Genomic DNA, 25,368 nt, shown 5'->3' with positions numbered 1-25,368 from the left:
CGAGCGCATGCAAGCGCAAATCCGTGGCTTTGATGTGGCAGGCCGCAACGCCAACGACGGCATTTCACTGTTGCAAGTGGCCGACGGCGCCATGGGCAAGATCAGCGACAACCTGCAGCGTATGCGTGAGTTGGCTGTTCAAGCCAAAAACGGCACCTTGAACCCCACCGACCGTGTGAACCTGAACCGTGAGTACACGGAACTGGCCAACGAGGTGGACCGTATCGTGACTGGCAGCACATTCAACGGCAACAACCTGTTTGATGCCGCCAACCAAACATTAAGCTTCCAGGTGGGCACCGGCAACGCCGTTTCCGACACCCTGGAGCTGAACCTGACTGACGATGGCTTGAGCACGGGCAACGACCTGACCACCATCATGACCAACGGTGCAGCCGACATTCAGACCAACCTGGGCGCCATTACCGATGTGGCCAACGCCACCACGGCCATCGACACTCTGGATGCCTCGATCGACGCCATCACCGGTATTCGTGCTGTGGTGGGTGCGGGCCAAAGCCGACTGGAACAGGTGGCTGCCTTTGCCGATGTGTCCAGCACCAACCTGCAGGCCGCCCGTGGACGAATCATGGATGCTGACTTTGCCAAGGAAACGGCCAACCTGACCCGCTCGCAGATTCTGCAGCAGGCCGGTACCGCCATGCTCGCCCAGGCCAACCAGTTGCCCAACAACGTACTGAGCCTGTTGCAGTAAACCTGAATTGACCAAGCACTGGCTGATCTGACTAGCATCGGATCAGCTGGTTTCGGCAGGGGGCATTCCCGGATTCGGACCATTCGTCCTCTGCCTTTTTTCTCCCCGCTGGTGTTACTACCAATGACATCACGCGCATTTTCGCATTACACTGCATTTATTCCGTAAAAAATGCATATAAATGCAAGACTTCTCTCTAGCCTTTGTTCAAGCCTTTACCCTGATTGGGCAAGCTGACCCCACTTTGATCGACATCATTGCCTTGTCGCTACAGGTCACGTTCACGGCCGTTTCCATCGCATGCTTGCTGGGTTTTCCGATCGGTGCCGCTTTGGCAATTGGCCGGTTTCCTGGGCGAATGCTCTTGGTGGTGTTTTTGAATTCCCTCATGGGTTTGCCGCCCGTGGTGGTGGGCTTGGTGATTTATCTGTTTTTGTCTGCGGCCGGCCCTCTGGGCTTTCTTCAATTGCTGTACACCCCCACAGCCATGGTGATCGCGCAGGTGGTGCTGGTCACCCCAATTGTGGCAGCACTGGCCCGGCAAGTGATTGAAGACTTGTACAGCGAATACGATGAAATGCTGCGCGCCATGAATGCCAGTCGCATTCAAACCATTTGCACTTTGATTGTAGATGCCCGTTATTCGCTGCTGACCAGCGCATTGGCCGGGTTGGGTCGCGCCTTGGCGGAGGTGGGCGCAGTGATTATCGTGGGCGGCAACATTGCCAATGTAACCCGGGTCATGACCACGACCATTGCTCTGGAAACCTCGAAAGGTGAACTGGCGCTGGCACTGGGCTTGGGGATTATTCTGATCGTGCTGTCCATCCTGATTAACGCGGGCCTTTTCTTGCTGAAAAACAGCGCACAAAAGAGGGCTTATGCTTAAGATGAACAGCGACCTGGCCTTGCTTGCCCCTTCGAAACCGTTTTCAGAGCACCTGCCAATTCAGTTTGACGGCGTTCATCTGTCATTCGGCAAGCATCACATATTCAGCAATTTGACTCTTGAAATTGGCGCGCAAGGCATTACCGCGATCATGGGGCCCAATGGCGCTGGCAAAAGTCTTATTTTGCGATTACTGGCGGGCTTGCTGATGCCTGAGCAGGGTTCTGTCCGTTTCAACACACTGAGTCGAGTTCCCCGCGATCAAATTGGTTTTGTATTCCAGCGCCCGGTATTGCTGCGCCGCAGTGTGCAAGACAACCTGTTGCATGCACTGGCCATCGCAGGCGTGGAGCGAGGCCAACGGCCTTTCCGCGCGGATGCCCTACTCGAGTTGGGTGGCATGCAGCACCTCGCAAAATCTCCGGCCAGAAAACTGTCAGGCGGGGAACAGCAACGCCTGACATTGCTGCGCGCTTTGGCGGCAAAACCTGGTTTGCTGATTCTGGATGAACCCAGTGCCAGCCTTGATCCCCAAGCCACAGCATTGATTGAAAACATTGTGCTGCGTGCCAGCCAGTGTGGCGTGAAAGTGATTGTGGTGACCCACGATCAAGGCCAGGCTGCACGGCTTTCCGATGAAGTGATGTTTGTTCACAAGGGCAGGGTTCACGCCATCCAAGCCACCCACGAGTTTTTGAAAACACCTGCCAGCCGTGAGGCGAAAGCCTACCTTGCGGGTGAGTTGTTGATTTAAACGAGGAGATACCATGACTAAAAAAATTCGATTGGTTACAGCACTGTTGGCCACTGGCCTGTTTGCACAAGCACATGCTGCCGACAAATTCATTATTGTTCAATCCACCACATCCACCCAAAACTCCGGGCTGTTTGATCACCTGTTGCCCGCATTTAAAGCGGAAACGGGAATTGAAGTTCGCGTGGTGGCTGTGGGCACAGGGCAGGCTTTGAAGAATGCTCAAAATTGCGATGGCGATGTGGTGCTGGTACATGCCAAAGCCGCCGAAGAAAAATTTGTGGCAGATGGTTATGGCGTGAAGCGCCTTGACGTGATGTACAACGACTTTGTGGTTGTGGGGCCTGGCAACGACCCAGCCGGTGTGGCGGGCAGCAAAGATGTGGTGAAATCGTTCAAAGCCATTGCGGATAAAGAGGCTTTGTTTGCTTCACGCGGTGACGACAGTGGTACCCACAAAAAAGAACAGCAGTTGTGGAAGGCGGCCAATGTGGATGTCAAAGCCGCCAGCGGCAAGTGGTATCGGGAAACAGGCTCGGGCATGGGCGCTACCCTGAATACCGGTGTGGGCATGGGTGCGTATGTGTTGGCCGATCGCGCCAGCTGGATTGCCTTTGGCAACAAAGGCAATTTCAAGATTGCGGTGGAAGGTGACCCTACCTTGTTCAATCAGTACGGTGTGATTGCAGTGAACCCGGCCAAGTGCCCTAACGTGAAAACCGACCTGGGCAATACTTTCGTAAATTGGCTGGTGTCACCCAAAGGGCAAGCCACGATCGCGGCTTACAAGAAGAACGGAGATTCTCTGTTCTTCCCCAATGCACCTAAATGAGCACGCAAACAAGCCTTAAGAATTCCACACCACGGTGCCCAGTGCCGTGGTGTTGTAACCTTCAAATTGCTGCGCTTTTTTCTTGAATGTACTACTGCTGGTGAACTGAATCAGCTTTTGAAAAGGTGGTTCAAACCACGCTTTGCGGCACACCATCAAATCAAAATTTTCTTGTTGCGTGGGCACAAATCCAAGCCCGAACTGCAAGGCCAAGGCTTGCAATCCCGGCGCTGCATCTGCTTTTCCGCTGGCCACAGCAGCAATGGTGTCATTCTCGGTTCGGCAGGTTTCAGAAACATTCAGCGCTGCCAAATCAAGGCCGTGAGTATGCAGCAGGTGTTCAAACAAAATCATGCCGCCTGCGCCAGCCTGGCGAGTGGCAATTTTTAACGCTGGCAGGTCAGCCACACTGTTTATTTGCTTGGGATTCCCGTGGGGCACAATCAAACCCTGTTGCCGCATGGCCCAATGCACCAACACCACATTGCTTGTTGCGAAACGGGTTTGCACCGCATGTGTATTCCAGGCGGTGGGGTTGGTGTTGACATTGAGCACGTGCAAGCCAGTGGCGACTGCACCATGGTTCTCAAACACATCAAGTCCGCTCAGGCTGCCATCAAATTGCATGGCCAACCCGCAACCCGATTCACGAATCGCCCATTCCAAAAGCGGATCATGGCTACCCGCCAGCACATTCAATCGTGCAGTGCTTTTGCTTTCGGATAAAAATTCACCGGTGCGTATCCAGTGCATCAGCTCCGCTTTTGGAAACAGCAGTTTGCCAGTGGCCTTCACGCAGGGAATTTCTTGCGCACTTACCAAGTCGTACAACTTGCGCTCTTTGATGCGCAACAGTTCGGCCACTTCTTTGGTGGTTAAAAATTCGGTGGTGTCCAAACCTGAATTCATGCGGTGCGGGTTTCTTCCAGTTTCGTCAAGTCAATTTCATCAGGCTCAAGCCCGGGGCTGGTACCCATTAAACGTCGAAGGTCATCGATCATCAGATACAGGCAAGGCACCAACAACAGTGTAATGGCTGTGGCAAACAAAATGCCGTACCCCAGTGAAATGGCCATCGGGATCATGAATTTTGCCTGGCGAGAGGTTTCGAAGATCATGGGGGCCAAGCCGCCGAATGTGGAAATGGTGGTCAACATGATCGGCCTGAAACGTCGCACGCCAGAGGTACAAATCGCCTCGTAAGGGCTCATGCCTTCGCGTACCTTTTCATTGGCGTGGTCCACCATCACCAGTGAGTCGTTCACCACCACACCCGCCAGGGCAAGAATACCCATCATGGACACAATACTAATGCTGTAGCCCATCATCAAGTGACCAACTATGGCCCCAAAAATACCAAATGGAATGGCCAGCATCACGATGAAGGGTTGCAGATAGCTTTTGAACGGAATCGCCAACAATACGTAGATCATGAGCAAGGCCACCATAAAACCCTTGCCCAGCCCTCCCAAAGCCTCAGAAAAGTCTTGCTGGCGACCCGCAAAGCTGTAGCTTAAACCGGGATAGTCGGCCATCAATTTTGGCATCAGGTCTTGCACTGTGGCATTTTGTACTTGTTGTGCCTGGTTGCGTGGGTTGACGTTGGCCGTCACTGAAATGGTTCGTCGGCCGTCCCTTCGTGTGATGTTGGCCACGGCGCGCGTGTCGTCGAAGTTCACCAGAGAGTGAAGGGGAACCAAGCTACCTTGCGGTGTACGAATCATCAAGTCGCGCACATCGGTCTGCGCTGAACGTTCTGTTTCGGGGCGCATCACCAACACCTTCACCTCATTGCGGCCACGTTGCTGGCGCAAGGCTTCCGAACCAAAAAATGCAGCGCGCACTTGTCGACCAATTTCGTTGGAGCTTAGTCCCAGACGTCGCGCTTCCTCTTTCAAGGTAAAGCTGAATTGTTCCTTGCCGTTTTGAAAGCCATCGTCAATTTCAGACACCATGGGGTAGTTGGCCAGCTCTCGCGCCAGTGCCTCGCTGGCTTGGCGCAGGGTGTCTACATTGCGGTGGCTTAACTGCACCGTGAAGGCAGGACCACTGCCAGGGCCACCCGAGTCGGCCGCAAAACGTATGGTTTCCACGCCGGGAATGTTGCCTACGTCCAGCCGCCACTGGTCGGTAAATTCAGCGGTGGGTACTGGGCGCACATCGGGCGGGGTCAGGTAAGTGCGAACAGTAATGTTGTTCTCATTCACGCTGGCATAAATGCCGGTGCTTTGTTGCTCGCCACCCGTGGCCTCAACGGTTTTCAGGGCGCTGGCCACAATGCGGTCACGCACCAGGTTGACTTGTTCATTGGTGCTGCCCAGCGGCAATTGCGCCCTCACCTCAGACTGATCTGCTTCCACTTGTGGAAACAGCTCGAAACCCATGCGACCACTGACAGGCCAACTGATCACCAGCACCATCAGTGCAATGCCAACACCCATGGACAAGTAACGGTATTCCACACACTTTTGAACAATCGGGGTATAGCGGCGTTCAATAAACAGGCTGAACCCCTTGGAAAACTTTTGTTGCCAGTTGTGAAACTTTCCTTTGGCTTCCTTGCTGTGTGCCAAGTGGGCTGGCAAAATGAAAATCGCTTCCATCAGCGACACCACAAACACCGTGCACACCACCAGCGGAATTACACCCCATATTTTTCCCAGAAAGCCTGGTACAAACAGCAAGGGTGCAAAGGCTGCAATATTGGTCAGGATACTGAAGGTGACTGGCATGGCCACATCGCGTGCGCCTTGAATAGAGGCGTCCAACATGCTCATGCCTTGTTGCCGGTATTCGTAAATATTTTCGCCCGCAACAATCGCGTCGTCCACCACAATGCCCAGCGCAATAATGAAGGCGAACATCGAGATCATGTTAAAGGTGACGCCGAACAGGGGCAGTATCAACATGGCACCGAGAAACGCGGTGGGAATTCCCATGCTGATCCAGAAGGCCAGCTTCCAGTCCAGGAAAATGGTGAGCAACACCATCACCAGTATCAAACCCATCACTGCATTTTTGGCCAGCAGTTCCTGTCGTTGTTTGTAGGTGTCTGAGCGATCGCTGACCACGGAAATTTCAATGCCCTCGGGCATTAAAGGGCGAATACGTTCCAGCGCCTCCTGTGTGGCCTCGGAAATTCCGATGGGAGTTTGTTCACCGATGCGTGATACTGAAATTTCAATCGATGGTTTGCCATTGAAGGTGGCGTATTTGTCGATGTCCTGAAAGCCATCTCGCACCGTGGCAATGTCACCCAGTTTCAAGGGGGTACCGCTGACTGGCGACACGATCGGCAGCGCTGCAAACTCATTGGCGAAATCACGCCGCTCGGAAACACGCAACAGTATTTCGCCGCTTTGGGTTGAAATACTTCCGCCGGATACTTCAATGACATTGGCCCGAATATTGTCGGCAATGCCTTGTAGCGTCAAACCATAGGCATTTAGCCTGGCCTCGGGTACTTCAACATGAATTTCCTGTTCGCGAATTTCGGTGAGATCAACCTGAGTGATGCCCGGGTTTTGCAGCAAACCATCACGTACTTCTTCAGCCAAATTGCGCAGCGACAGTTCATCGGTGTCACCGTGTACTACCAAAGTGACCACGCCACGTTTGCGTGCTGTCAGCGAGACATTGGGCACTTCGGCATCACCAGGGAAGGTGGTGATTCGGTCAACCTCTTGTTTGATTCGGTCGTAAACAGCTTGAGCGTCTTCCGATTCGTCAATTTCAATTACCACACTGGCCGCGCCTTCGTTGGCGGTGGAGTTGACTTCAACAATGCCTTCAATGCTTGAAATGGCCTCTTCAACGGCCAGCACAATACCTTGCTCAACATCCTCTGGGCTTGCACCTGGGTAAGCAACAGACACGGTGACCAGGTCCAGTTCGAATTCGGGAAACACCTCCTTGGTCATGTTCATGAATCCGAACACGCCACCGATCAGGCACACCCACATTAGAATGTTGGCCGCCACAGTGTTTTTGGTCATCCAGGCCAATGGGCCTGAACGGTCTACCCGGCGACGGCTTGCGGCATTCATGGTTTGACCGCAGCAGGTGCGGGAGTGGTTGCGTTATTGGGGGGCTCGTTCGTTCGAATGGCCATGCGGTTCACAGGTGACCCCAGGTTGGAAGTCACAATACTTTCGCCATTGTTCAAGCCGCGATCAATCAACACATACTCGGCGGAACGAAAGGCGATGTTGACGGGGCGAATATCGAGTTCACCGTTGTCGTTGACCCACACTGTGTTGTCATGCACAGACGAGGGCGCCAGTTTGAATACATTCCTCAGTTCAATGCCGTCAAAGCGCACTTTCACATACTGGGCCAGCAACAAAGGTTGCAGGTTTTTGTTGTTGTTCCGGGGTACTTCGACCAACACTTGGGCTTGCCGACCATTGTCTTGAACACTGGTTTGCAGGTTCAGCACTGTACCTTTGTGGCAGCCCTGCTCACTACTGCTGGCATCGCTGACACACACCGTGGAGCCTGCCTGTTTCCCTTCAGGAAATTTGATCCATTTCAAATCAGCTTGCGGCACGGCCACGCTGATCCAGTAGGCTTCGCTGCTGGCAAGCACGCCAAGAGCCGTGGTGGCACTCACTTGCGCGCCTACGCTTGCTTCACGACTTACCACAACACCATCGAATGGTGCCCGCAAAATGGTGCGCTCCAGGTTCACCTTCGCGCGCTCAACACCTGCTTGCGCGGACTGCACAGTGGCCTTGGCAGCTTCCAGTTGCGGTTTGCGCAATATCAGGGCACGTTCGCGTTCATCCACATTCAAACCGAGCAATTCGAAATCGGATTGGGCCACTACCTGGTTACCCAATTCCGAGGTGAGCGTAGATTGCGCTTGCGCCAATGCGGCTTGCGCGGTTTGCAACTCAATGCGGTAATCGGTGTTGTCCAGTTGTACCAACACCTCGCCTTTTTTGAACGAAGCACCTGGTACAAACTTCGGACCAATGCTTTGTACTGTACCGCTCACCCGCGCTTGCAAGGTAATTTGCTGCTCAGGCTCAACCACGCCATAGCCCAGCAAGCTGACGGTGTAATCGCCGGCCTTGACTGGCTCTGTTGTCACCAACCGTGCGACTTTTTCTGGCGGTTTGCGGCTGGCTGTAGGGGCTGTGGCCACCAGCACTTCAGAACCGATAACACCCAGGGCAACGACCCCAATGGCCAGGCCAATTTGTACCCATTTGCGTTTGAAAAAAGATTGATCGCTCATGACTGCTCTGCTGCTGTAGGTTGTGGAATGCTGCCGGACAGCGCCCTGTAAAGGGCAATCCGAAAGCCCACCAATTGTTGTTGTGCATTCACCAGGTTACGCCTTAACTGGCTGGTGCTTTGTTGTGCATCCAGAATGGCCAGGTAGTCGACTGTGCCATTGCGGTAGCCTGCAAAAAGTCGCTTCAAACTGAGCTCAGCCAGTTCAAGTTGCCGTTGAAAACTTTCTACAGCCTCGCCTTGGCGGGTTTCCTGAATCAGTGCATTGTCCACATCGGCCAGTGCATTGATGGCTGCGTCCTGATATTGCGCCACGGCCTGATCAAGCAAGGCGCGCTGGCGTTCCACTTCCGCGGAGCGTGCGCCACCGTCGAAAAGTGGCGCAACCAGGTTCACGCTCAAATTGCGCACCCAGTTGTCAAACAGCAAGTCGGAATCTCGGGTTTGATCACTAAAGCTTGCACGTAGGCTGAGTTGCGGAAATCGGTTGGCGATGGCGGCAGCCACGCTGCGGTCGGTTGCCAGCACCTGTGCCCATGCCTGTTGTACATCGGGGCGGCGATTCAGCAGTTCAGCGGGAAAGCCTGTGGCGGGCAAAGCGGGCAGGGTAGGCAGGTTCTCACTGTTCAGGCTGATTTTATTCGGAGGCTGGCCCACCAGCAGCGCCAGGCTATTGAGCAGTACATCTCGATTGGATCGGGCCTGGGCCAGGTTGCCTTGGGCCGATTCAACCAATTGCCTTTGCTGCAATACATCGGAGGCAACTGCACCACCTTGGCGAAATCGCAATTCAACCAACTTCAGGTTGGTCTGAAAACTTTCCAGTTCCGTCTCGAACAGCCGCACGGTTTGGTCAGCCGCCACCCATTGGGACCAAGTGGTGGCAAGTTGACCCGCTATGCTGATACGGGCGGCATCCAGTTCGTAGCGCGTCGCTTGAAGCTGCAATTCAGAGGCCTTGGCTGTGTTGCGAACCCGTGACCACAAATCGATTTCATAACTGGCCACAAACGAGGCCGAGGTAAACAGTCCGCGGTTGTTGGTGGCCTGTCCTTGAATGCTGGTGCCTTTCACTGTATTTTCCTGTCGGCCTGCATTCAGGGTAAGCGAGGGGAAAAAACTGGCCTGTGCCGCCTCCAGGCTGGCCTGCGCTGCACGCAGGCGGGCCTCTGTGGCTTCCAGGCTCAGATTGTCGGCCTGTGACTGTTGCATCAGTGTGTTGAGTTGTTCGCTGGAAAAACCCGTCCACCAGTCAGCAGGTGCCTGCACTGCGTTCGGGCTGACCAAGGGTTTGAAAGTTGCATTTTCAAACCGGCTGTCGATTTCTGGCTTTCTGGACTCAACAGTGGTGCAAGCCCCCAGCGATAAGGCCAAGACAAAGGGCAACAGGGGTTTGAGGTGGTGCTTCATGGTGTCGTTTTTCTTGTTAAGTGCCCATCAGACCACAGTCTCGGGCTGTTTGTTCAGCTGTTAACTGATCTTTACAAAATTGAACCGAAAATCACCATGCCCCCGCTTTGTTTACTTCGAGGCCAGTTGCCGCAAGGCGTACACATACCCTTGCCAGCCCAGCCCGCAAATGACGCCTTCAGCCAGGTCTGAAAAATAGCTGTTGTGGCGAAAGCTCTCGCGTTTGTAAATGTTGGACAGGTGCACTTCAATGAACGGAATTGCCACACCCGCCAGTGCATCGCGCAGCGCTACGCTGGTGTGGGTGTAACCGGCCGGGTTGATCACAATGCCCGCGACATCTTCGGTTTTTGCCTTGTGAATACGGTCAATCAAGGCACCTTCGTGGTTGCTTTGAAAAGTCATCAATTCGAAACCGTCGGTGAATGCAATGTTCTTCAAGGCCTTTTCAATGTCAGCCAGGGTCATGTGTCCATAAATACCTGGCTCGCGCGTGCCCAACAGGTTCAGGTTGGGACCGTTGATCAGCAGCAGTTTTTTCAAGTTTCTTCTCCGGTGCAGGTGTGTTTGAAAAAATAGTAACAAGCAATGCGGCGGGCTAGGGGGATTCGTCTACACTGCGGACACGTTCGCGCACAAAATAACGACAATTTCGAATAATTACAGGACAGAGGCAAGCCATGAACACCAACATCGACGCAATTTTCAACTTGCTGGCAGGCACGGCACGCGGCTGGCGCGGCACAGGTATTACCGCCCGTGCCCGCAAAACTCCCGAAAAAGTGTTGAAACTCTATGACATCGAAATCAGCCCGTTTTGCAGACTGGTGCGGGAAGCGCTCTGCGAAATGGACTTGGATGTGATGATTTTGCCTTGCCCCGCAGGTGGCAAGCGTTTTCGCGACGAGGCCCGCAAATTGTTGCCTGGCACCAAGTTTCCAATGCTTGTGGATGACAACACAGGCGTGGTGATGAATGAATCCGCCGACATCATCGATTACCTGGCCAAAACCTACAACAGTAAACTGAAAAGCCAACAAGGCTTTGGGCGCAAAGTGGCGGTGGGTTCATCGATGCTGGCGAGTTCTTTCCAATATCGTGTTGGTGGCTTTCAGGGTATGAAAGCTCGACCATCAAAAGCACCCGCTGAACCCTTGGTGCTTTACAGCTTTGAGAGCAGCCCATACTCCAAGCCTGTGCGTGCGCGTTTGTGCGAACTGGAAATTCCATATCTGCTGAAGAACACGCCCAAGGGCGCCATGACGGACATGGGTCCCCCTGTTTTCCGCGACAAGCTGTTTAAGGCGCCACAAGGCACCACGCGCAACCGGGCTTGGTTGTCGGAGAACACTGGCAAGGTGCAGGTGCCTTATTTGATCGATCCGAACACGGGTGTGGCGATGTACGAGTCGAACGATATTCTGCGGTATCTGGATAAGACGTACGGCGCTTGAATTGCAAGGTTCTTGGCGATGCTTGGGTATTGCTCTGGGTGGCCTAAGCAAGGCTTCTTGATCCGGCTTGTTGCTTCTGGCTTGGGGCATGCGAAACGCTAGAGCGTCTTCGCATCGACCTTGCAGGTCGCCCCGCGCTGCGAAGCCGCCGGGAAGCCCTGCAAAGCCGGCCAGCCAGAGCAATACCCAAGCCTTGTCTGAACCAAGGCAGCCGGCTCGCAAGTCGCCAGCGCTGTAGTTCGCTTGCTCAGATTGCAATGCCCTCGCAGCGCCGATCAAGAAAACCTGCCCGTTTGAATTCACCCGCCACGGTCGACCACAGGCCGACACCGAGACTCGGCCCGCTTTTTTGCCGAGCGAGGTGAGTCAGGGTGAATTTCAAAAAGGGAACACAGGTTTTCTGGCGCGAGAGGGTATGCACCTGAGCAAGCTAGCAGCTTAATCTACGTCAACGCGCTTTCACATTTCAGCAGCAGCCCAAAACAGTCGAGCAAGCCAACTGGCGTTCAGGTCTTCCGAACCACCACGCTGCCAATTGAATAACCCGCGCCGAACGAGCAGATCACGCCCACATCGCCGCTGCCCAAATCATCTTTGTGGCGGTGAAAGGCGATCACTGAACCGGCTGAAGCGGTGTTGGCAAATTCATCGAGAATGACAGGTGCTTTGTCGGCCGTGAACTCGCTGCTGCCCAGCAGTTTTTTGGCAATGAGCTGGTTCATGGCCAGGTTGGCCTGGTGCAGCCAATAGCGGCGAACGTCGGTCGCGGAACTCAAACCCAGGCTTTGCAAATGGGTGCTCATGTGCTCTGCAGCCATGGGGCAGACTTCCTTGAACACCTTGCGGCCTTCCTGCATGAACAGTTTGTCGCGACCGTCGCGGTCTGCGTCCTCCGAACGGTTCAAAAAGCCAAAGTTGTTGCGAATGTTGTTCGAGAACTTGGTGGCCAACTTGGTGCCCAGTACTTCCCAGCTGCCCGGTTTGGCATCCTCAAGGCGCTGTACGATTACAGCGGTGCACACATCACCAAAGATAAAGTGACAATCGCGGTCCAGCCAGGCCTGGTGGCCCGAGGTAATTTCCGGGTTCACCATCAACACCGCGCGGGCTGTGCCGCTGCGCACGGCGTTCACCGCCTGCTCAATCCCGAAGGTGGCGGAAGAACAAGCCACATTCATGTCGTAGCCAAAACCTTCAATGCCCAAGGCTTCCTGAATTTCAATGGCCATGGCCGGGTAGGCGCGTTGCATGTTTGATGCTGAGCAAATCACGGCGTCAATGTCTGCAGCAACAAGCCCTGCATCTTCCATGGCTTTGCGGCCTGCGTCCACGGCAATTTCCGCCATCATGGACAGCTCAGAATTCGGGCGTTCCTTGAAGTAGGGGTGAAGGCGGTCCGGGTTCAGAATGCCTTCCTTTTCCATCACGTAGCGCTGCTTGATGCCCGAAGCGCTTTCGATAAACGCTGAATTGGAAGGCTGCAGTGGTTCAAGTTCGCCGCTGGCAATCTCGGAAGCGTGTTCGGCATTGAACTTCGCCACATAGGCATTGAATGACTCCACCAATTCATCGTTGGTGATGGTTTGGCTGGGCACGAAAAGCCCCGTGCCGCTGATGGCTACCTTGATCATTGCGCTCGTCCTGGGTGGATGATGGTGTGTTCTGTCTCTTGCGCAATGATAAAGGCAAAGGCGTTAAATTTTAAGACGCCAAGCGCATTTGTTCTACCGATAAACCCTGATCCGCTGGCTCAGCCCTGCGGCCAATGCCTTCGTAAATCAGGCCATAATCCGCCAGCAGTGCGGGGTCATACAGGTTTCTACCGTCGAAAACCGCCTTTTGGCGAAGCGTGCGGCTCAACATTAAAAAGTCTGGGCTCTTGAACATGCGCCACTCGGTACACACTATCAGGGCATCCGCATTGAACAGGGTTTCTTCCTGGGTTTTCGCAATTTCGAATTCGCCCAGCAAGGGGCCGTCTTGCCGGAATGCGGCCAGGTCTTCTTCCATGGCGCGGCGCGCAGTTTCATTGGCCACTGGGTCAAAGGCCTGAACTTTGGCACCACGCAGCACCAGTTCGGCCGCGATGGTGCGGCTGCTGGCCTCACGCATGTCATCGGTTTCCGGCTTGAAGGCCAGCCCCCACATGGCAAAAGTCATGTTGCTGAGGTCTTCACCGAAGCGCTGAATGATTTTTTCAACCAGCACACGTTTTTGACGCTGGTTGCTGTGGTTGACAGCCCGCAAAATGGACAGGTTCTCGCCTGCTTCTTCGCCGGTCTGGATCAGGGCGCGCACGTCTTTGGGGAAGCACGAACCTCCGTAGCCGCAGCCTGCGTACAGAAAAGAGAAGCCAATGCGGGGATCCGAGCCGATGCCCGCGCGCACCTGTTCAATGTCAGCACCAATTTTCTCGGCGAGGTTGGCCAGTTCGTTCATGAAGCTGATGCGGGTGGCCAGCATGGCGTTGGCGGCGTATTTGGTCAATTCAGCAGAGCGAACATCCATGCACATCAGGCGTTCGTGGTGGCGCTGGAAGGGGGCATACAGCGACTTCATCATGCGCAAGGCGCGTTGCCCTGCGGGGGTGCTGTCGGTGCCCAGTACAATGCGGTCAGGGCGCAGGAAATCGTCAATCGCTGCGCCTTCTTTCAAGAATTCAGGGTTCGACACCACGGTGAAGGCGTGCAAGGCATTGCGTTGCACCAGCACGCGGCGCACTTCATCGGCCACTCGCTCGCCAGTGCCCACAGGCACAGTCGATTTGTTGATGATCACCTTAAAGCCATTCATGTGCGTGGCAATTTGCTGGGCCACTTTGTGCACATGGCGCAGGTCAGCGCTGCCGTCTTCGCGGGGCGGCGTGCCCACACAAATGAAAATCAGCTCGGCATGGTTCACCGCGTCTTCAATTCGGGTGGTGAAATCGAGGCGTTGCTCGCGAATATTGCGTTCCAGCAGTTCATCCAGACCGGGTTCGTAAATCGGACTTTGGCCGTTTTTAAGTTGGGCAATTTTGGCTTCGTCAATGTCGCAACACAGAATTTTGTTGCCCACTTCGGCCAAACAGGCGGCTGTAACCAAGCCCACATATCCACTACCAATAATTGAAACGCGCATGTGCTTTGCTTTGATGAGTGATCAATGCGAGCAGTGTGTTGCGGCAGTGTTGCCAGCGTTTGACAGATTTAAGACTGGATTGTGACAGCGAGGGGAGAGGAATTGCGAGGAGATCGAGATTGTGGCGAGGGCGGCAGGGTTGCTTGCTGTGCTTTAAAGCAAAAACCCTTGCCGCGTCATCACCAAACTCATTATTGCAAAGTCAGTTTGTTGTCCTGACCGAAGCGGCGCATTTGGTGAACCACTGCCAAGGCAAGCTGACCTACAACCAGGCAACCAGCGGCCAGCAAATTCGGGCCTTCAAGGTTGGTGCCGTTGAGGTACTGAACACCAGCGTTGATCGTGAAGCCGGTGGTCAACATTGCCATGAACAACATGCCAGGAGTGCGAACTACGGAGTCGATAAAGTTTTTCATTTTGGTATCCCTTTTACTTTGGATGCGAAATCAGGGCTTTCGCTTTAACCCTGCAAACTGTGTTCTGTTTGCATGATTAGTATTGTGTACAGTTGTGCACTTAAAATCAATAGTTAAAGTTAGAGTTGTGTTTCTATATTCATAAGTTATTGATTTAAATTGTATAAATTAATTAACTTGTGTGTACGGTTTGCTGCTTTTTTCGAAACGTAATGCCCAAACCGATTCGCCAAGGTCTGGGTAGTTCAAAACAAATCCCCTGAAAAGCAGCGGTGTTTGTTCAATGTGCCCGGGAACCGGCCAGTTGAACAACACCTCAACCTTTCTGTTCTTGTAAAGGGGGTGCAGTACTTCTTGTTCAAACTCAACCAACACGTTGGGCGCCAGCAAATCGGTAATTTTCTGTCCAGTCAGGGTTGATTTCACATTCATTCCCTGCAACAACAACAGGGCTGCCGGGTTGGCCAGTTTTATCCGGCGTGATTCATCCAGTGTAATTACGCCATCGGGTGCGTGTGCGATCAGCTCTTCCAGTGAGTGCATGTCTTTCCAGAGCATGCGCGCTTCAGTCTCATCGCGGAATGACTTGCTGAAACCAATCAACTTTTTATCCCGGCTGTAGATCGGGGACAAATTCATGCGCAGGTGAATTCGCTGCGCAGAATCATTCGTTCGCAGGGTTTGAATGTTTTTCAGTGTCTCCCCCAGCGCTGCGCGTTGGTGGAGTCGTTTTTCGGAGGAGCGCAGTTCTTCCGGCACTGTCAGGTTTTGTTCTTGATCGTACAGAACACTGGCCCGGTCCAGTCCGAATAACTCCTCTGCAGCCCGGTTCCACACCAGAATTCTTCCAAGAGAGTCCTCGGCAATCAGGGCTTCGGATGAGTTGTTTACCATGTGTTGATGCAAGGTCAGGGTGTCGTGAGTATCCATGGCCTTTTTCAGTTTGAATGCAGCAAAAACACTGAGTGAAATACCGAGCAAAATCCAGGCTAGGTAAACTGGATTGTGTCCGCTGCTTTTTGCCGGATTTACAGGCCAGTACTCCAGCCGCCAGCTGCGGTTACCCAGTTGTACATCTCGCGTTACTGCTGTGTGTGGAAACAGGGAGACATTTTTTGGTTCAACATTGTCGAAAAAAAGCATCGGCTTGTCGGCTTCTTCGAGTACGAAAATTCGCACTTGTAAATCGGGCTCCTGTGCCATCCAGGGTTTCAGGAAGCGGTCGATTGAAATTGGAAAAGACACCCAACCCAGCAATTCCTTGTAGCGCACACCAAGATCACTCGATGGTATGGGCTTGTTGAACACTGGCATCAGCATCGTGAACCCCATACGCCCAACATCGGCGTTCTGAATCATGGTGATGGGCTTTGATACGGCCAGTCCGGCTCTTGAAAAGGCACTGAGGCAGTTTTCTCGACGAATGTTTTCGGAGCCCAAATCGAGACCCTGTGCCGAGTAGTTTTCCTTGGCTGGTTCAATGTACTGCATCACGAAACGGTCTTGCGAAGAAGGGCTGATAAACCGGATCTGAAAATCTTGCAGTCCTTTTGCCTGCATTTCCCGAAGAAATGCGGGCTCCTCTTTAAGGGGTACTTTCCGGGCAAATCCCAGACCAAGTGCGCCTGGAAAGTTTTGCTTTAGTTTCAGGCCAGTGACGTAGTCGCTAAATCGCGATGGCGTCAATTCTTCCTGGCCAAAGGCGGTGATGAATGTGGCGGTGTTCAAAAGGCTCAGCTTGTATTCATTCACGGTTCGCTGAAGTTCGTCCGTTCGCCTGTCCAGCAAGTGTTCAAAAGCAATACGCTGGTTTTCAAGGGCATTGTTTTGCAGGGTAATGCCGATTGCAGTGCTAAGGCCTGCGCCGAGCACACACACCACAACCGCGTAAACCCAGTTCCCGGAAAATTGTTTCATGTTTTGCATCTCAATGTGATCGGCCTGATTCTTTCAATCGGGCGTGAATGTCGTCGATCAACATGTCCGGATCAAATGGCTTGGTGATGAAATTGGTGAAACCAATGTTGAGGCATTCGTTTCTCATACTGCTGCTGACATGGCCTGAAACCGCGTAGACCAGCAACCCTTGCAGTTCCTCATGCCGGCGGATCAGTCGTGTTGCTTCCAGGCCGTCCATGACCGGCATTTGCAGATCCATCAGCACAGCATCAAAATGTGCGTTTCCGCTGGTGAGCAAAGCCAGGGCGTCAGCCCCGTTGTAAACGCAGGTCACCGCAACACCCCGATTTTCCAGCAGTTTCTTGAAAACCTTGGCATTCAAGGCGTTGTCCTCGGCCAACAGCAGGCGCAGTGGTGTCGCACCTGTTCGCTCAGGAAAAGACGTTTGTTCTTCCCTCTCATTTTCATAGACACGGCTCAAACGTTTTCGTGTCAACGGTTTCATCAACTGGCGAATATTGTGTTTCTGGGCGATCGCTGGCAAATCTTTGCCAAGCCACACGATGTGTTGGGCCAAATGTTGTTGTCTGTCCAGAAACTGGCTTAGCCAGTTCATTTTGTCTGCACCCAGCGGCTCGGGGATGTCCAGCAATACGCGGGCATTGTCGTGTATGGGCAAAACTTTTTCGCTGGTGATGTCGCGGTGGAGAAAACGGACTTGCCAGTCTGGTTCAAGTGTTGTCGCAAGTTGCGGGTCCAAAGCCATGTCCCCCACGTGAAGCAACATCCGGTTGGCTGCATGGTTCTCAGAATCTGTTTGGTCTTGCTTCAGCTCTCCGTGTGCAAGTGGCAAGCGAAACTCAAATTGGGTGCCAAGATTGGGTTTGCTGCGAACCTGTATGGTTCCTCCCATCACCTCGATAATTTGTCGGCAGATTGCAAGGCCTAGCCCGGCGCCGTTGTAGCGCTTTTGAAGTGATGAATCAACTTGGTAAAACGCATCAAATATCCGTTCAATGTCGCTTTGAGGAATGCCCACACCTGTGTCGGATACTTCGACAACAAGTTGGTCCCGTTCCCGGCTTTCTGTCACAACCTGGAATCGTACCGTGACACTGCCAAACATCGTGAACTTGAATGCATTGGAAATCAGGTTCTGCACCACCTGTTCAATTCGGCCTCTGTCACCCAGGTAACTGGTTCGGCTGGACGGTGGTTCGAGAAGAATCGGCTCTACACCTGGTTTCTGAAGCCATTGCTGTTGCAGCATGTTTGCCGTGTTGTCGATCAGGGTGGTCAGCTTAAAATTGCTGTCGTTGAGTCGAAAGTATCCCTGCCGAATTTTGGACAGATCCAGAAGGTCATTCACAATCACATTGACTGCTTCACTGGATTGTTTAATGGCCTTGCCCAAGTCTTGCACTTCGGTGGAGTACGTTGGCGCATCCAGCATCATTGCAATGCTGTTGATCGAGGTCAGCGGAGTCCGTATTTCATGCGACACATTGGCAATCAGTCTGTCTTTTAATTCATTGGCCGTTTTTGCCGATTCATAGGCAGCCTGCATGGCTTTGCGCGAGCGGTATTCGTGCAAGGACATCCAGACCACAATGGCCATGGTGATCACTGCAAGCAGAACAAGAAACGGGTGAATGCCAACCGTGGGGCTCCACCCTTGTTTTGGCGCCACCTCAATGGACCATTCGCCATACGGAAAAAAAACTGTCGATGAGATAGGGTCGATTAATTGGGAATCGGGGTTGCCGTGGATGGGTACCCAGTTGGCATGCATGGGGCTTTTTTGTTGAATACGTACAATCAGCCCCTGTTGTTCCAGTGGCTCAATTACCTTTTGTTTGACGTATTCAAAATCGATTAATACTGCGGCAAAACCCATCAAGTCGCGATTGCTGTCGGGGTTGCGTTGGCGGTAAACAGGGTATCGAAGAATCAGTGCATGACCACCTTGAACCAGTTCGCGCGGTCCTTCCATGATGGTTTTGCCTGTTAATGCGGCCTCTTCAAGATACGGCGCGGTCAGTGGGGCTTTGTAAAGATTCAGGCCAATTGCACTTTGGTTCAAAGCAGGGTTGGTCAGGAATGTAAGAATTCCTTTCGGTGCGTATTGCAGACTGCGAATGGCCGGGTTTTCGACTGACAACAGCGAGGAAAACTGCTCGAAACTGGCTTGATTTAACTCTGGGGTTTGCCGCACAAACACTTCGATTGAATGCAGATTGGCGCTGGCTTTGCCCACAATCTTGTCGAGCTTGTTGGCGTGGTGGTCCAGCGAGTAGCGCACCTCCGCCTTGACGCGTTGGGCCTCACTTTGTTCCTGAATGGAATTAAACAGGACCAGGCTGAGTACGCAAGCGCAGAGAGCCACGCCAATCAGCCAAGGAAGCAAGCCCAAGGAGGATTGCTTGTTGCTGTGGCTGGCAAAATTTTTCGAAAAGGGCATGGTGGGCAAGACTAATAGGTTTGGGCCCAGAGTAGTCTTGCCATGCAGTCAGTGATCAACTGATTACAGCGGTTTAATCACCTCGTTTACAATTGTTATAGGTTTTGGGTTTCACGCCGCGAAGTAGGCCTTCATTCGGTCTGCGTATCCCAAGCCTTCTGCCTTGGCTTTGGCTATTCCCCGATACGTTTTGTTCACCTTGTCAGTCAGTTTGGCCATGCGCACCTGCGCCTTGTCGTCCATCTCGGCGGTAATCAAGCCCACCTCAACCATCAGGTTTTCGTCTGCAAATGCTGCAGCAATCAGTTCAACCAGCTTCTGGTCATTCAGCATGTTCGCCAGCTTGGCAATGCGGTCTTTGCGTTGCGCATAAAACGAAATGTGCAGATTGGCAGCCGGGTCTTTGATCACTTCCATGATCTCGATGGCTTTTTTCTCGGGAATATAGTCTGTAAACCCGCCCAGTACGTGAAAGTCGCCATGTTCAACCAGTTTGGCGGTTACTTTCTTCAATTGCTCCACGGGCAATTCTGCCAGCATGTCGACGGCACGTTCGGGAATTTGCTCGCGGGCCACTTCGGCCATGAAGTCGGCATCAAACAGTTTGCACAAGCTGACTGCTTTGCTCATGGGGGTGAAGTACGACATATTGGCCGTAATGGCCGGGCCAAATACCTTGGTGCACAGCGTTGCACTGATGGAGTCGGGTGCCAGTTTGCCCGCACCGGCAATGCGTTCAAACACGGGGCCGAACTTGTTCAGCAGGCTGTTTTGAAAATTGGTGCGTAGTTTTTGCAAAGCCACTGCGTCGAGCTTGTCCAGATACGCCAGGTCGTCGGCAGACTTGTGCAGTGCTTGCGCCAGGCGGCGCAGTTCAGTGTTTCTGTCCATGGTTTACAGTCCCAGAATTTTTTTGACGGTGCCGCGCAACAAGCGGGGAATGTGTTCCAGCGCGTTGTCCATGCTTTGTTTTAAGAAAGCATCGTGGGCTTGGTGGGCGGCAGCCAGGTCCGCGGCCAGCTTCTTTTGGTTGGCAGCGCTGAGCTGTTCCAGTTCTGGCATGGGTTCTCCCAATGCGTCGATCAATGCGGCGTCCAGTTTGGGCATGCAGGTCTCCGGTTTTGTTAAGTTTTGATGAATGATAAGTTGAAATATTGAATTCGACAGTTTTTCTTTCCCGTTTAGAGGGCTGAGTCAAATTCAGCACTGGGGTAGATCGCATACACTTTGACAAACAACAAAGTGAGCCAGCAGTGAATATTTACCAGCCTTTGAAACAGCATGAATCCAGTTTCGTCGACTTGCGCGGTTTGCGCACCCATTTGCATTGCTGGGGCCCTGAAGATGCGCCCTTGCTGGTCATGGTGCATGGCTGGATGGATGTAGGCGCCAGTTATCAGTTTGTGGTGGATGCCCTGAAACAGGATTATCGGGTGGTGGCCCCCGACTGGCGGGGCTTTGGTTTGAGCGACTGGCCTGTGGCCGATGGTTCGCCCGGCATTCGCTCTTATTGGTTTCCAGATTACCTGGCCGACCTGGATGCCTTGCTGGATCACTTCTCGCCCACGCAGCCCGCGAACCTGGTGGGCCACAGCATGGGTGGCAACATCGCCATGATGTACGCCGGTGTGCGGCCACACCGCATTCGCAGTGTGGTGAATCTGGAAGGTTTTGGCATGCTCGATTCGCCGCCTGAGAAAGCACCCAAGCGCTATTCCAATTGGCTCGATGAAATTAAAACACCCAAAGAACTGCGCACTTACAACAGCCTGGAAGCTGTGGCCAAGCGTTTGCAGAAAACCAACCACAGGCTAAGCGACGAAAAGGCCATGTACCTGGCGCAGTTCTGGAGCAAGTTGGACAACGAAGGCTACAGCTTGTTGGGCGATGCTGCGCACAAAATCATGAACCCGATTGGTTACAGGTTGGCCGAGGCGCAAGCCTGTTGGAGCAATATTGCGGCTCCGGTGTTGCATGTGGAAGCCAAACAGACCGAGGCAGGCATGTGGCTAAGCCGCGCCGGTGAACCTGTTGATTTTGATGCGTTTCGTACCCGTTTTAACTGCGTACCCAATTGGAAGCACGTGCTTGTCGACAACGCCGGGCACATGGTTCATCACGACCAGCCTGAGGTGTTGGCCGGTTTGATTGAGTTTCACATTGCCCAAAGTACAAACGCAGGATAAAAAAAAGCCGACTTCCTGAGAAGTCGGCTTAACCTTTCTCGCTTGCGGAGAAGAGGAGACATGAGGTTGAACACTGTTACAGCGCTCAATGTGAACATTGTCGCGTTAAGGTTTTGGAACGACAAGCAGTTTTGTAGGTAATTTATACTAGACAAAACCATGAACTTTCACGGTTTTGTCACATACACAGGCTTTCTACATGCCCCACATTACGATTGAATACAGTGACAACTTGCACAGTCTGGATGAGTCCTGGGTGCTGCTCCAAGTGAATAAAGCCTTGATGGGGCTAGGTATTTTCATGGATGCCGACATCAAGACCCGAATTCACGGTTTGCGTTCTTACCGCATGGGTGTGGCTGCGGCTGAAAGCGGTGACCATGCTTTTGTTGCAGCCACGGTCGAGTTACTCAGTGGTCGAGAATTCACCGTGCAGGAACACTTGGGGCAGGTGTTGCTCAAGGTACTTGAAAGAACATGCCTTCAAACAGACGGCCCACAAACCCAAATCAGTGTGCATGTGCGTGAAATGCAGTCCGAGTTGTATTTCAAATCGGTCAGCAAGCGCAGCTGATCGCCCTGGCGAATCAGGCACCCAACAATTGATGCGGGTTTTGCCCCTGCATTTTTCGTTTCAACAGTTCAATCAATCTTGGTTCATCCAGCAAAGCCATGTGGCCCGTGCGGTCAATCACGTGATTGGCCGCACCTTCCAAATGGGCAAATCGGTGATGCAAAATCAGTGCATCCGGAATCGCGATTACGCTGCTCATTTTTTGCCGGTGAGCGTCGTCTTCCACATTCAATTCGTTCAAGAAGTCGCTGTTGGGCAGCATGTCAACAGCGCAGTCGCCCACGCCCAAGTGAGCCATGCGCGTGCCATTGTTGGGCGAAGCCAGTGTGAACAGGTGTTGCACCTGGGTGTGGCTGTGCCAACGGGTGCTCATGGCTTTGCGCACGATCAGCCCACCCATGGAATGCCCCAGCAGGTAGGTGTTGGCCCCTTCGCATTCGGCTTGTTCCAGAACTGTGTCCATGTAGTGCCCAAAATCTCGAGCCATCTCGTGTACCGAGGCCAGTACGTAGCGCGGCTGATACAAGGCCACACGCACGCCGCTCCAAAGCAGTTCCTCATACAGGGTGGCAAAACAGCCTGGTTTTTCCATATAGCCCGGCACCATGAACACGATGGGCAGTTGACGATTGTGGAAGTTTGGGCTGAATTCCGGCACGAATTGCGCCACGCGCTGGCGGAATAGAAAACTCAAACCAAACAAATAACCTTCACGGGCGGCAAGTTTGGCAACATCGGCCACGCCCAATTTGGGATGGCTGGATACAGGTGTTTGAGCGGCCATTTAATGTCCCCTTTTGAATTGCTTTAAGGTGTGCTGGCTCATTTTGTTTAAATTACGCTTGTATGCGCATTCACTACAATTGAATTAACGGCAGAAAAGTATCGCTATTGAGCACTTGTTGCAGAAATGTTGAATGCAATAAACATACCGCCCTGTCCCTTGTATCAACTTAGTCCACTCAGACTACAGACGGCTGTTTGTTGGGCGTGGTATAGATTTGTCATGAAAAAAAACAAGACGAGGTGAGCAATGAGTGGGAGATTGTTGTCGGCGGTGCTGATACTTCTTGGCGTCAGCGGGTGTGCCACCCTGAGCAAGGAAGAATGCCTGGTGGCCAATTGGCGCGAGATTGGTTTTACTGATGCATCGCAAGGTTATACCCAGGCCCGGGTGGCAGAACACCGTGCGGCCTGTGCCGAGGCCAAGGTAACGGTGAACCTGGAGGAGTACAACAAGGGTTTCGAGCAGGGCTTGAAGAACTATTGCACGGTGAACACGGGTTTTGATCTGGGTTCCAAGGGGGCGGCTTACCCGGACCAGTGCAATGAGAAAACTTATCCAAGGGTTCGTGTGGGTTACAAGGAGGGCCAGGCTGTTTACAACGTGCAGCGGGAGCGCAATGAGGTAGAGCGCCAGCTACAGGACAAGCGCGAGCAATCCAAGGCCCTGACGGAGCAAATTACACAGAACCGGAGCAGGGCAGACAACAAGGCTTTGTCGTCGAGTGAGCGAAGCAAGGCGGAAAAAACTGTTTCGGCGCTTCAGCGCACTGCGGCAGATTTGTTTCGGGAAACCGGGGAACTGGAACAGAAAGCCCGCAGTCTGGATACCAAAATCAACCAGATGCGGGCCAGTTTTCAGCAGCGCTAGTTTATTGCGCTGTTACTTTTAAACCAGTGTGTCTGCCCAAATATTCTGGGCCCAATTCCAGGCATAAGTACCTTCCAGTTCATTGGGGGCTGCGGACACACCGCCCGAACCCTCAACAGTCAGGAAGGTTTTCTTCTCGGCGTTGTACACATGCACGCTGGCCACATGAATCACGTTGCTGGTGGTCACGTAGCTGTAGCAGGTGTTGTTGGTCAAGGGGGTGGCATTGGGTTCCCAGCCACTCATTTGCGCCACAATGGCTGCCGCAACCACTTTCGCCTGGCTGTTGGCCATGTGGCCACTTTTGGGCATCAGGGGCGCGCCTTGTACCGAGTCGCCGATCACATGCACATTGGGCGCAACAGTGGATTCGAATGTCATGTAGTTGACCTCGGCCCAACGGTTGTTCAGGTTGGCAATGCCGGAATCGACTGCCAGTTTGCCAGCGCGTTGGTCGGGCAAAATGTTTAGTACATCGCCTTTGATAGGTTCTTCAAATTCGAAACGCACTGTTTTTGTTGCGCCATCCACGCCGGTGACCTTCATGTTGGGGCGATATTCAAGAATACCTTTGTACTCGCTTTCCCACACGCCCTTGAACAACTTGCCTTTCGAGGTTACGTCGGCATTCGCATCCAGCAACAGCACTTTGGATTTTGGCTTGTACTGTTTGAAGTAGTTGGCCACCATGCTGGCGCGCTCGTATGGCCCGGGTGGGCAGCGGTAGGGGGCCAGCGGCACATTCAAAATATAAGTGCCGCCATCGGGCATGGCTTCGAGTTGTTTGCGCAAACCCACGGTTTCAGGGCCGGCTTTCCAGGCCTGCAAAATTTGGCCACTGGCGTTGGCTGCTGCAAGGCCTTCAATTTTGTCCAGTTGCAAATCAATGCCCGGTGACAACACCAGTTTGTCGTAGGGCAGGGTTTTGCCGTTTTTCAGTTTTACAGTGCGTTTTTCAACGTCAATGGCGGTGACATAATCCTTCACCATTTTCACGCCGTGGTTGCGGGTAAGGCCAGTGTAGGGGGTGCTGATTTCGTTGATCTTCCGAATGCCACCCACCACCAGATTACTCATGGGGCAGGAAACGAAAGTTGAATTGGGTTCAACCAAGGTGACATCGAGCTGGTTGCCGGAAAGCATGCGAAGGTATTTGGCCGCCGTGGCACCACCGTAACCGCCACCAATCACCACCACTTTGCCTTTGGCGCTTTTTGCTGTGGCTGACAGAGGCATGCCGCCCAACAAGGCCGTGGCCAATGCGCTGGTTTGTAAAAATTGTCGTCTTTGCATGGTGCGCTCCTTAGTCTTTTTTGCCGAGGTAGTTGGCGATGATGTCGATTTGCTCGTCGGTGTAACCCTTGGCAAGTTGATGCATCACGGTGGCGGGGCGCTGCCCGGTTTTAAACCAGATCATATTGGTTTTAATGTATTCAACACTCAGGTTGGCAAGACCGGTCACGGCGCTTCCTTCAACACCTTGGCCATTGGTGCCATGGCAGTTCGCACATGTCGCGGCCAGGCTGGCGGCTTGCAGTTTTTTCTCGGGTGTCAGTTCGCTGGCGATGGCACCAGTGCCCAACAGCAGGCTGCTGCCAGCCAGTGCCATGCTTGTCAGCAGGCGTGCGGCGCCTTGTTTTAAATCAGTCATTGCTGTCCCTCCAATTCTTATATGAGTGAATGCTTTTGTAGGTAGTGCGGATCGAATATGAATCATCACGCATGCAGTGTCAATTAGCCGACACAAAGCGCAATCCACTTTG

General features: G+C 53.1%; 23 protein-coding genes. 8 read left to right on the top strand and 15 right to left on the bottom strand.

What is annotated here, in order from left to right; translation table 11 throughout:
• The 4 genes from B4C79_RS15835 to B4C79_RS15820 all read left to right on the top strand — a co-directional run.
• The coding region (locus B4C79_RS15835; RefSeq protein WP_291762687.1) for a flagellin at positions 1–715 on the top strand (715 nt) is incomplete at its 5' end.
• Between the two features lie 181 nt (positions 716–896).
• Complete coding sequence (locus B4C79_RS15830) at positions 897–1,604, top strand: ABC transporter permease (RefSeq protein WP_291751856.1); 708 nt, start codon at positions 897–899, stop codon at positions 1,602–1,604.
• Positions 1,597–2,358, top strand: coding sequence for an ATP-binding cassette domain-containing protein (locus B4C79_RS15825; protein ID WP_291743099.1), 762 nt, complete (start codon positions 1,597–1,599; stop codon positions 2,356–2,358). Before B4C79_RS15830 ends, B4C79_RS15825 begins: the two co-directional genes overlap by 8 nt.
• 13 nt (positions 2,359–2,371) lie before the next feature.
• A complete protein-coding gene (locus B4C79_RS15820) occupies positions 2,372–3,190 on the top strand; it encodes a substrate-binding domain-containing protein (RefSeq protein ID WP_291743103.1) in 819 nt (272 codons plus the stop codon).
• Between the two features lie 15 nt (positions 3,191–3,205).
• Here the strand turns inward: B4C79_RS15820 and B4C79_RS15815 are convergent, their stop codons facing one another.
• The 5 genes from B4C79_RS15815 to aroQ all read right to left on the bottom strand — a co-directional run bounded on the left by B4C79_RS15815 (position 3,206) and on the right by aroQ (position 10,384).
• Entirely contained in the window at positions 3,206–4,099 is an 894-nt protein-coding gene (locus B4C79_RS15815; RefSeq protein ID WP_008253029.1) for a helix-turn-helix transcriptional regulator, read from the bottom strand.
• Positions 4,096–7,236 (bottom strand): efflux RND transporter permease subunit, encoded by a 3,141-nt coding sequence (locus B4C79_RS15810; protein ID WP_291751859.1) that lies wholly within the window; start codon positions 7,234–7,236, stop codon positions 4,096–4,098. Before B4C79_RS15810 ends, B4C79_RS15815 begins: the two co-directional genes overlap by 4 nt.
• Complete coding sequence (locus tag B4C79_RS15805) at positions 7,233–8,432, bottom strand: efflux RND transporter periplasmic adaptor subunit (RefSeq protein WP_291741366.1); 1,200 nt, start codon at positions 8,430–8,432, stop codon at positions 7,233–7,235. Before B4C79_RS15805 ends, B4C79_RS15810 begins: the two co-directional genes overlap by 4 nt.
• Complete coding sequence (locus tag B4C79_RS15800) at positions 8,429–9,841, bottom strand: efflux transporter outer membrane subunit (protein ID WP_291741369.1); 1,413 nt, start codon at positions 9,839–9,841, stop codon at positions 8,429–8,431. Before B4C79_RS15800 ends, B4C79_RS15805 begins: the two co-directional genes overlap by 4 nt.
• Positions 9,842–9,952: 111 nt before the next feature.
• Positions 9,953–10,384 carry a type II 3-dehydroquinate dehydratase gene (gene aroQ, locus B4C79_RS15795; protein WP_171098161.1) on the bottom strand — a complete coding sequence of 144 codons (432 nt, stop codon included), beginning with the start codon at positions 10,382–10,384 and terminating at the stop codon, positions 9,953–9,955.
• A gap of 137 nt (positions 10,385–10,521) precedes the next feature.
• On the opposite strand from aroQ, the gene B4C79_RS15790 reads away from it, so the two are divergent.
• Positions 10,522–11,295, top strand: a complete 774-nt coding sequence (locus tag B4C79_RS15790) for a glutathione S-transferase N-terminal domain-containing protein (protein WP_291741371.1) — start codon at positions 10,522–10,524, stop codon at positions 11,293–11,295.
• 506 nt (positions 11,296–11,801) lie between these two features.
• Here the strand turns inward: B4C79_RS15790 and B4C79_RS15785 are convergent.
• From B4C79_RS15785 to B4C79_RS15755, 7 genes are all read right to left on the bottom strand, one after another.
• Positions 11,802–12,926 carry a beta-ketoacyl-ACP synthase III gene (locus B4C79_RS15785; protein ID WP_171098165.1) on the bottom strand — a complete coding sequence of 375 codons (1,125 nt, stop codon included), beginning with the start codon at positions 12,924–12,926 and terminating at the stop codon, positions 11,802–11,804.
• A gap of 70 nt (positions 12,927–12,996) precedes the next feature.
• Positions 12,997–14,415, bottom strand: a complete 1,419-nt coding sequence (locus B4C79_RS15780; RefSeq protein WP_291741374.1) for a UDP-glucose dehydrogenase family protein — start codon at positions 14,413–14,415, stop codon at positions 12,997–12,999.
• Between the two features lie 191 nt (positions 14,416–14,606).
• On the bottom strand, positions 14,607–14,831 hold the full coding sequence (locus tag B4C79_RS15775; protein WP_105028541.1) for a hypothetical protein: 225 nt from the start codon (positions 14,829–14,831) through the stop codon (positions 14,607–14,609).
• 168 nt (positions 14,832–14,999) lie between these two features.
• Positions 15,000–16,748 (bottom strand): CHASE domain-containing protein, encoded by a 1,749-nt coding sequence (locus B4C79_RS15770; protein WP_291741376.1) that lies wholly within the window; start codon positions 16,746–16,748, stop codon positions 15,000–15,002.
• 10 nt (positions 16,749–16,758) lie between these two features.
• Positions 16,759–19,191: an ATP-binding protein gene (locus B4C79_RS15765; protein ID WP_291741378.1), complete on the bottom strand. Its 2,433-nt coding sequence runs from the start codon at positions 19,189–19,191 to the stop codon at positions 16,759–16,761.
• Positions 19,192–19,302: 111 nt separating this feature from the next.
• Entirely contained in the window at positions 19,303–20,082 is a 780-nt protein-coding gene (locus B4C79_RS15760; RefSeq protein ID WP_291741380.1) for a hypothetical protein, read from the bottom strand.
• A gap of 3 nt (positions 20,083–20,085) precedes the next feature.
• Entirely contained in the window at positions 20,086–20,298 is a 213-nt protein-coding gene (locus B4C79_RS15755; protein ID WP_008253293.1) for a hypothetical protein, read from the bottom strand.
• Between the two features lie 164 nt (positions 20,299–20,462).
• On the opposite strand from B4C79_RS15755, the gene B4C79_RS15750 reads away from it, so the two are divergent.
• Both B4C79_RS15750 and B4C79_RS15745 read left to right on the top strand, forming a co-directional pair.
• On the top strand, positions 20,463–21,377 hold the full coding sequence (locus B4C79_RS15750) for an alpha/beta fold hydrolase (protein ID WP_371815436.1): 915 nt from the start codon (positions 20,463–20,465) through the stop codon (positions 21,375–21,377).
• A gap of 199 nt (positions 21,378–21,576) precedes the next feature.
• Entirely contained in the window at positions 21,577–21,951 is a 375-nt protein-coding gene (locus B4C79_RS15745) for a 5-carboxymethyl-2-hydroxymuconate Delta-isomerase (RefSeq protein WP_105028548.1), read from the top strand.
• Positions 21,952–21,964: 13 nt separating this feature from the next.
• On the opposite strand, the gene B4C79_RS15740 is transcribed toward B4C79_RS15745, so the two are convergent.
• Positions 21,965–22,735: an esterase/lipase family protein gene (locus B4C79_RS15740; protein ID WP_171098179.1), complete on the bottom strand. Its 771-nt coding sequence runs from the start codon at positions 22,733–22,735 to the stop codon at positions 21,965–21,967.
• Between the two features lie 249 nt (positions 22,736–22,984).
• Here B4C79_RS15740 and B4C79_RS15735 point away from each other — a divergent pair, with 249 nt between their 5' ends.
• Positions 22,985–23,605 carry a DUF2799 domain-containing protein gene (locus B4C79_RS15735; RefSeq protein ID WP_171098181.1) on the top strand — a complete coding sequence of 207 codons (621 nt, stop codon included), beginning with the start codon at positions 22,985–22,987 and terminating at the stop codon, positions 23,603–23,605.
• 18 nt (positions 23,606–23,623) lie between these two features.
• Here B4C79_RS15735 and B4C79_RS15730 read toward each other — a convergent pair whose 3' ends face one another.
• Together B4C79_RS15730 and B4C79_RS15725 are read right to left on the bottom strand one after the other, a co-directional pair.
• Entirely contained in the window at positions 23,624–24,898 is a 1,275-nt protein-coding gene (locus B4C79_RS15730) for an NAD(P)/FAD-dependent oxidoreductase (protein WP_168426921.1), read from the bottom strand.
• Positions 24,899–24,908: 10 nt separating this feature from the next.
• Positions 24,909–25,256, bottom strand: a complete 348-nt coding sequence (locus B4C79_RS15725) for a c-type cytochrome (protein WP_291741387.1) — start codon at positions 25,254–25,256, stop codon at positions 24,909–24,911.
• Positions 25,257–25,368 lie beyond the last annotated feature (112 nt).

The sequence above is a fragment of the Limnobacter sp. UBA7229 genome, from assembly GCF_002473065.1.
Taxonomy (GTDB): Bacteria; Pseudomonadota; Gammaproteobacteria; order Burkholderiales; family Burkholderiaceae_B; genus Limnobacter; species Limnobacter profundi.
The sequence above is the reverse complement of the archived record's forward strand: the minus strand, read 5'-3'. Positions and strand labels throughout refer to the sequence as shown.

Excerpts from the sequence above, each read along its gene's own strand:
- B4C79_RS15830 (WP_291751856.1), top strand. The coding sequence starts at position 897 with ATGCAAGACTTCTCTCTAGCCTTTGTTCAAGCCTTTACCCTGATTGGG.
- B4C79_RS15825 (WP_291743099.1), top strand. The coding sequence starts at position 1,597 with ATGCTTAAGATGAACAGCGACCTGGCCTTGCTTGCCCCTTCGAAACCG.
- B4C79_RS15820 (WP_291743103.1), top strand. The coding sequence starts at position 2,372 with ATGACTAAAAAAATTCGATTGGTTACAGCACTGTTGGCCACTGGCCTG.
- B4C79_RS15815 (WP_008253029.1), bottom strand. The coding sequence starts at position 4,099 with ATGAATTCAGGTTTGGACACCACCGAATTTTTAACCACCAAAGAAGTG.
- B4C79_RS15810 (WP_291751859.1), bottom strand. The coding sequence starts at position 7,236 with ATGAATGCCGCAAGCCGTCGCCGGGTAGACCGTTCAGGCCCATTGGCC.
- B4C79_RS15805 (WP_291741366.1), bottom strand. The coding sequence starts at position 8,432 with ATGAGCGATCAATCTTTTTTCAAACGCAAATGGGTACAAATTGGCCTG.
- B4C79_RS15800 (WP_291741369.1), bottom strand. The coding sequence starts at position 9,841 with ATGAAGCACCACCTCAAACCCCTGTTGCCCTTTGTCTTGGCCTTATCG.
- B4C79_RS15790 (WP_291741371.1), top strand. The coding sequence starts at position 10,522 with ATGAACACCAACATCGACGCAATTTTCAACTTGCTGGCAGGCACGGCA.
- B4C79_RS15785 (WP_171098165.1), bottom strand. The coding sequence starts at position 12,926 with ATGATCAAGGTAGCCATCAGCGGCACGGGGCTTTTCGTGCCCAGCCAA.
- B4C79_RS15780 (WP_291741374.1), bottom strand. The coding sequence starts at position 14,415 with ATGCGCGTTTCAATTATTGGTAGTGGATATGTGGGCTTGGTTACAGCC.
- B4C79_RS15775 (WP_105028541.1), bottom strand. The coding sequence starts at position 14,831 with ATGAAAAACTTTATCGACTCCGTAGTTCGCACTCCTGGCATGTTGTTC.
- B4C79_RS15770 (WP_291741376.1), bottom strand. The coding sequence starts at position 16,748 with ATGAAACAATTTTCCGGGAACTGGGTTTACGCGGTTGTGGTGTGTGTG.
- B4C79_RS15765 (WP_291741378.1), bottom strand. The coding sequence starts at position 19,191 with ATGCCCTTTTCGAAAAATTTTGCCAGCCACAGCAACAAGCAATCCTCC.
- B4C79_RS15760 (WP_291741380.1), bottom strand. The coding sequence starts at position 20,082 with ATGGACAGAAACACTGAACTGCGCCGCCTGGCGCAAGCACTGCACAAG.
- B4C79_RS15755 (WP_008253293.1), bottom strand. The coding sequence starts at position 20,298 with ATGCCCAAACTGGACGCCGCATTGATCGACGCATTGGGAGAACCCATG.
- B4C79_RS15745 (WP_105028548.1), top strand. The coding sequence starts at position 21,577 with ATGCCCCACATTACGATTGAATACAGTGACAACTTGCACAGTCTGGAT.
- B4C79_RS15740 (WP_171098179.1), bottom strand. The coding sequence starts at position 22,735 with ATGGCCGCTCAAACACCTGTATCCAGCCATCCCAAATTGGGCGTGGCC.
- B4C79_RS15735 (WP_171098181.1), top strand. The coding sequence starts at position 22,985 with ATGAGTGGGAGATTGTTGTCGGCGGTGCTGATACTTCTTGGCGTCAGC.
- B4C79_RS15730 (WP_168426921.1), bottom strand. The coding sequence starts at position 24,898 with ATGCAAAGACGACAATTTTTACAAACCAGCGCATTGGCCACGGCCTTG.
- B4C79_RS15725 (WP_291741387.1), bottom strand. The coding sequence starts at position 25,256 with ATGACTGATTTAAAACAAGGCGCCGCACGCCTGCTGACAAGCATGGCA.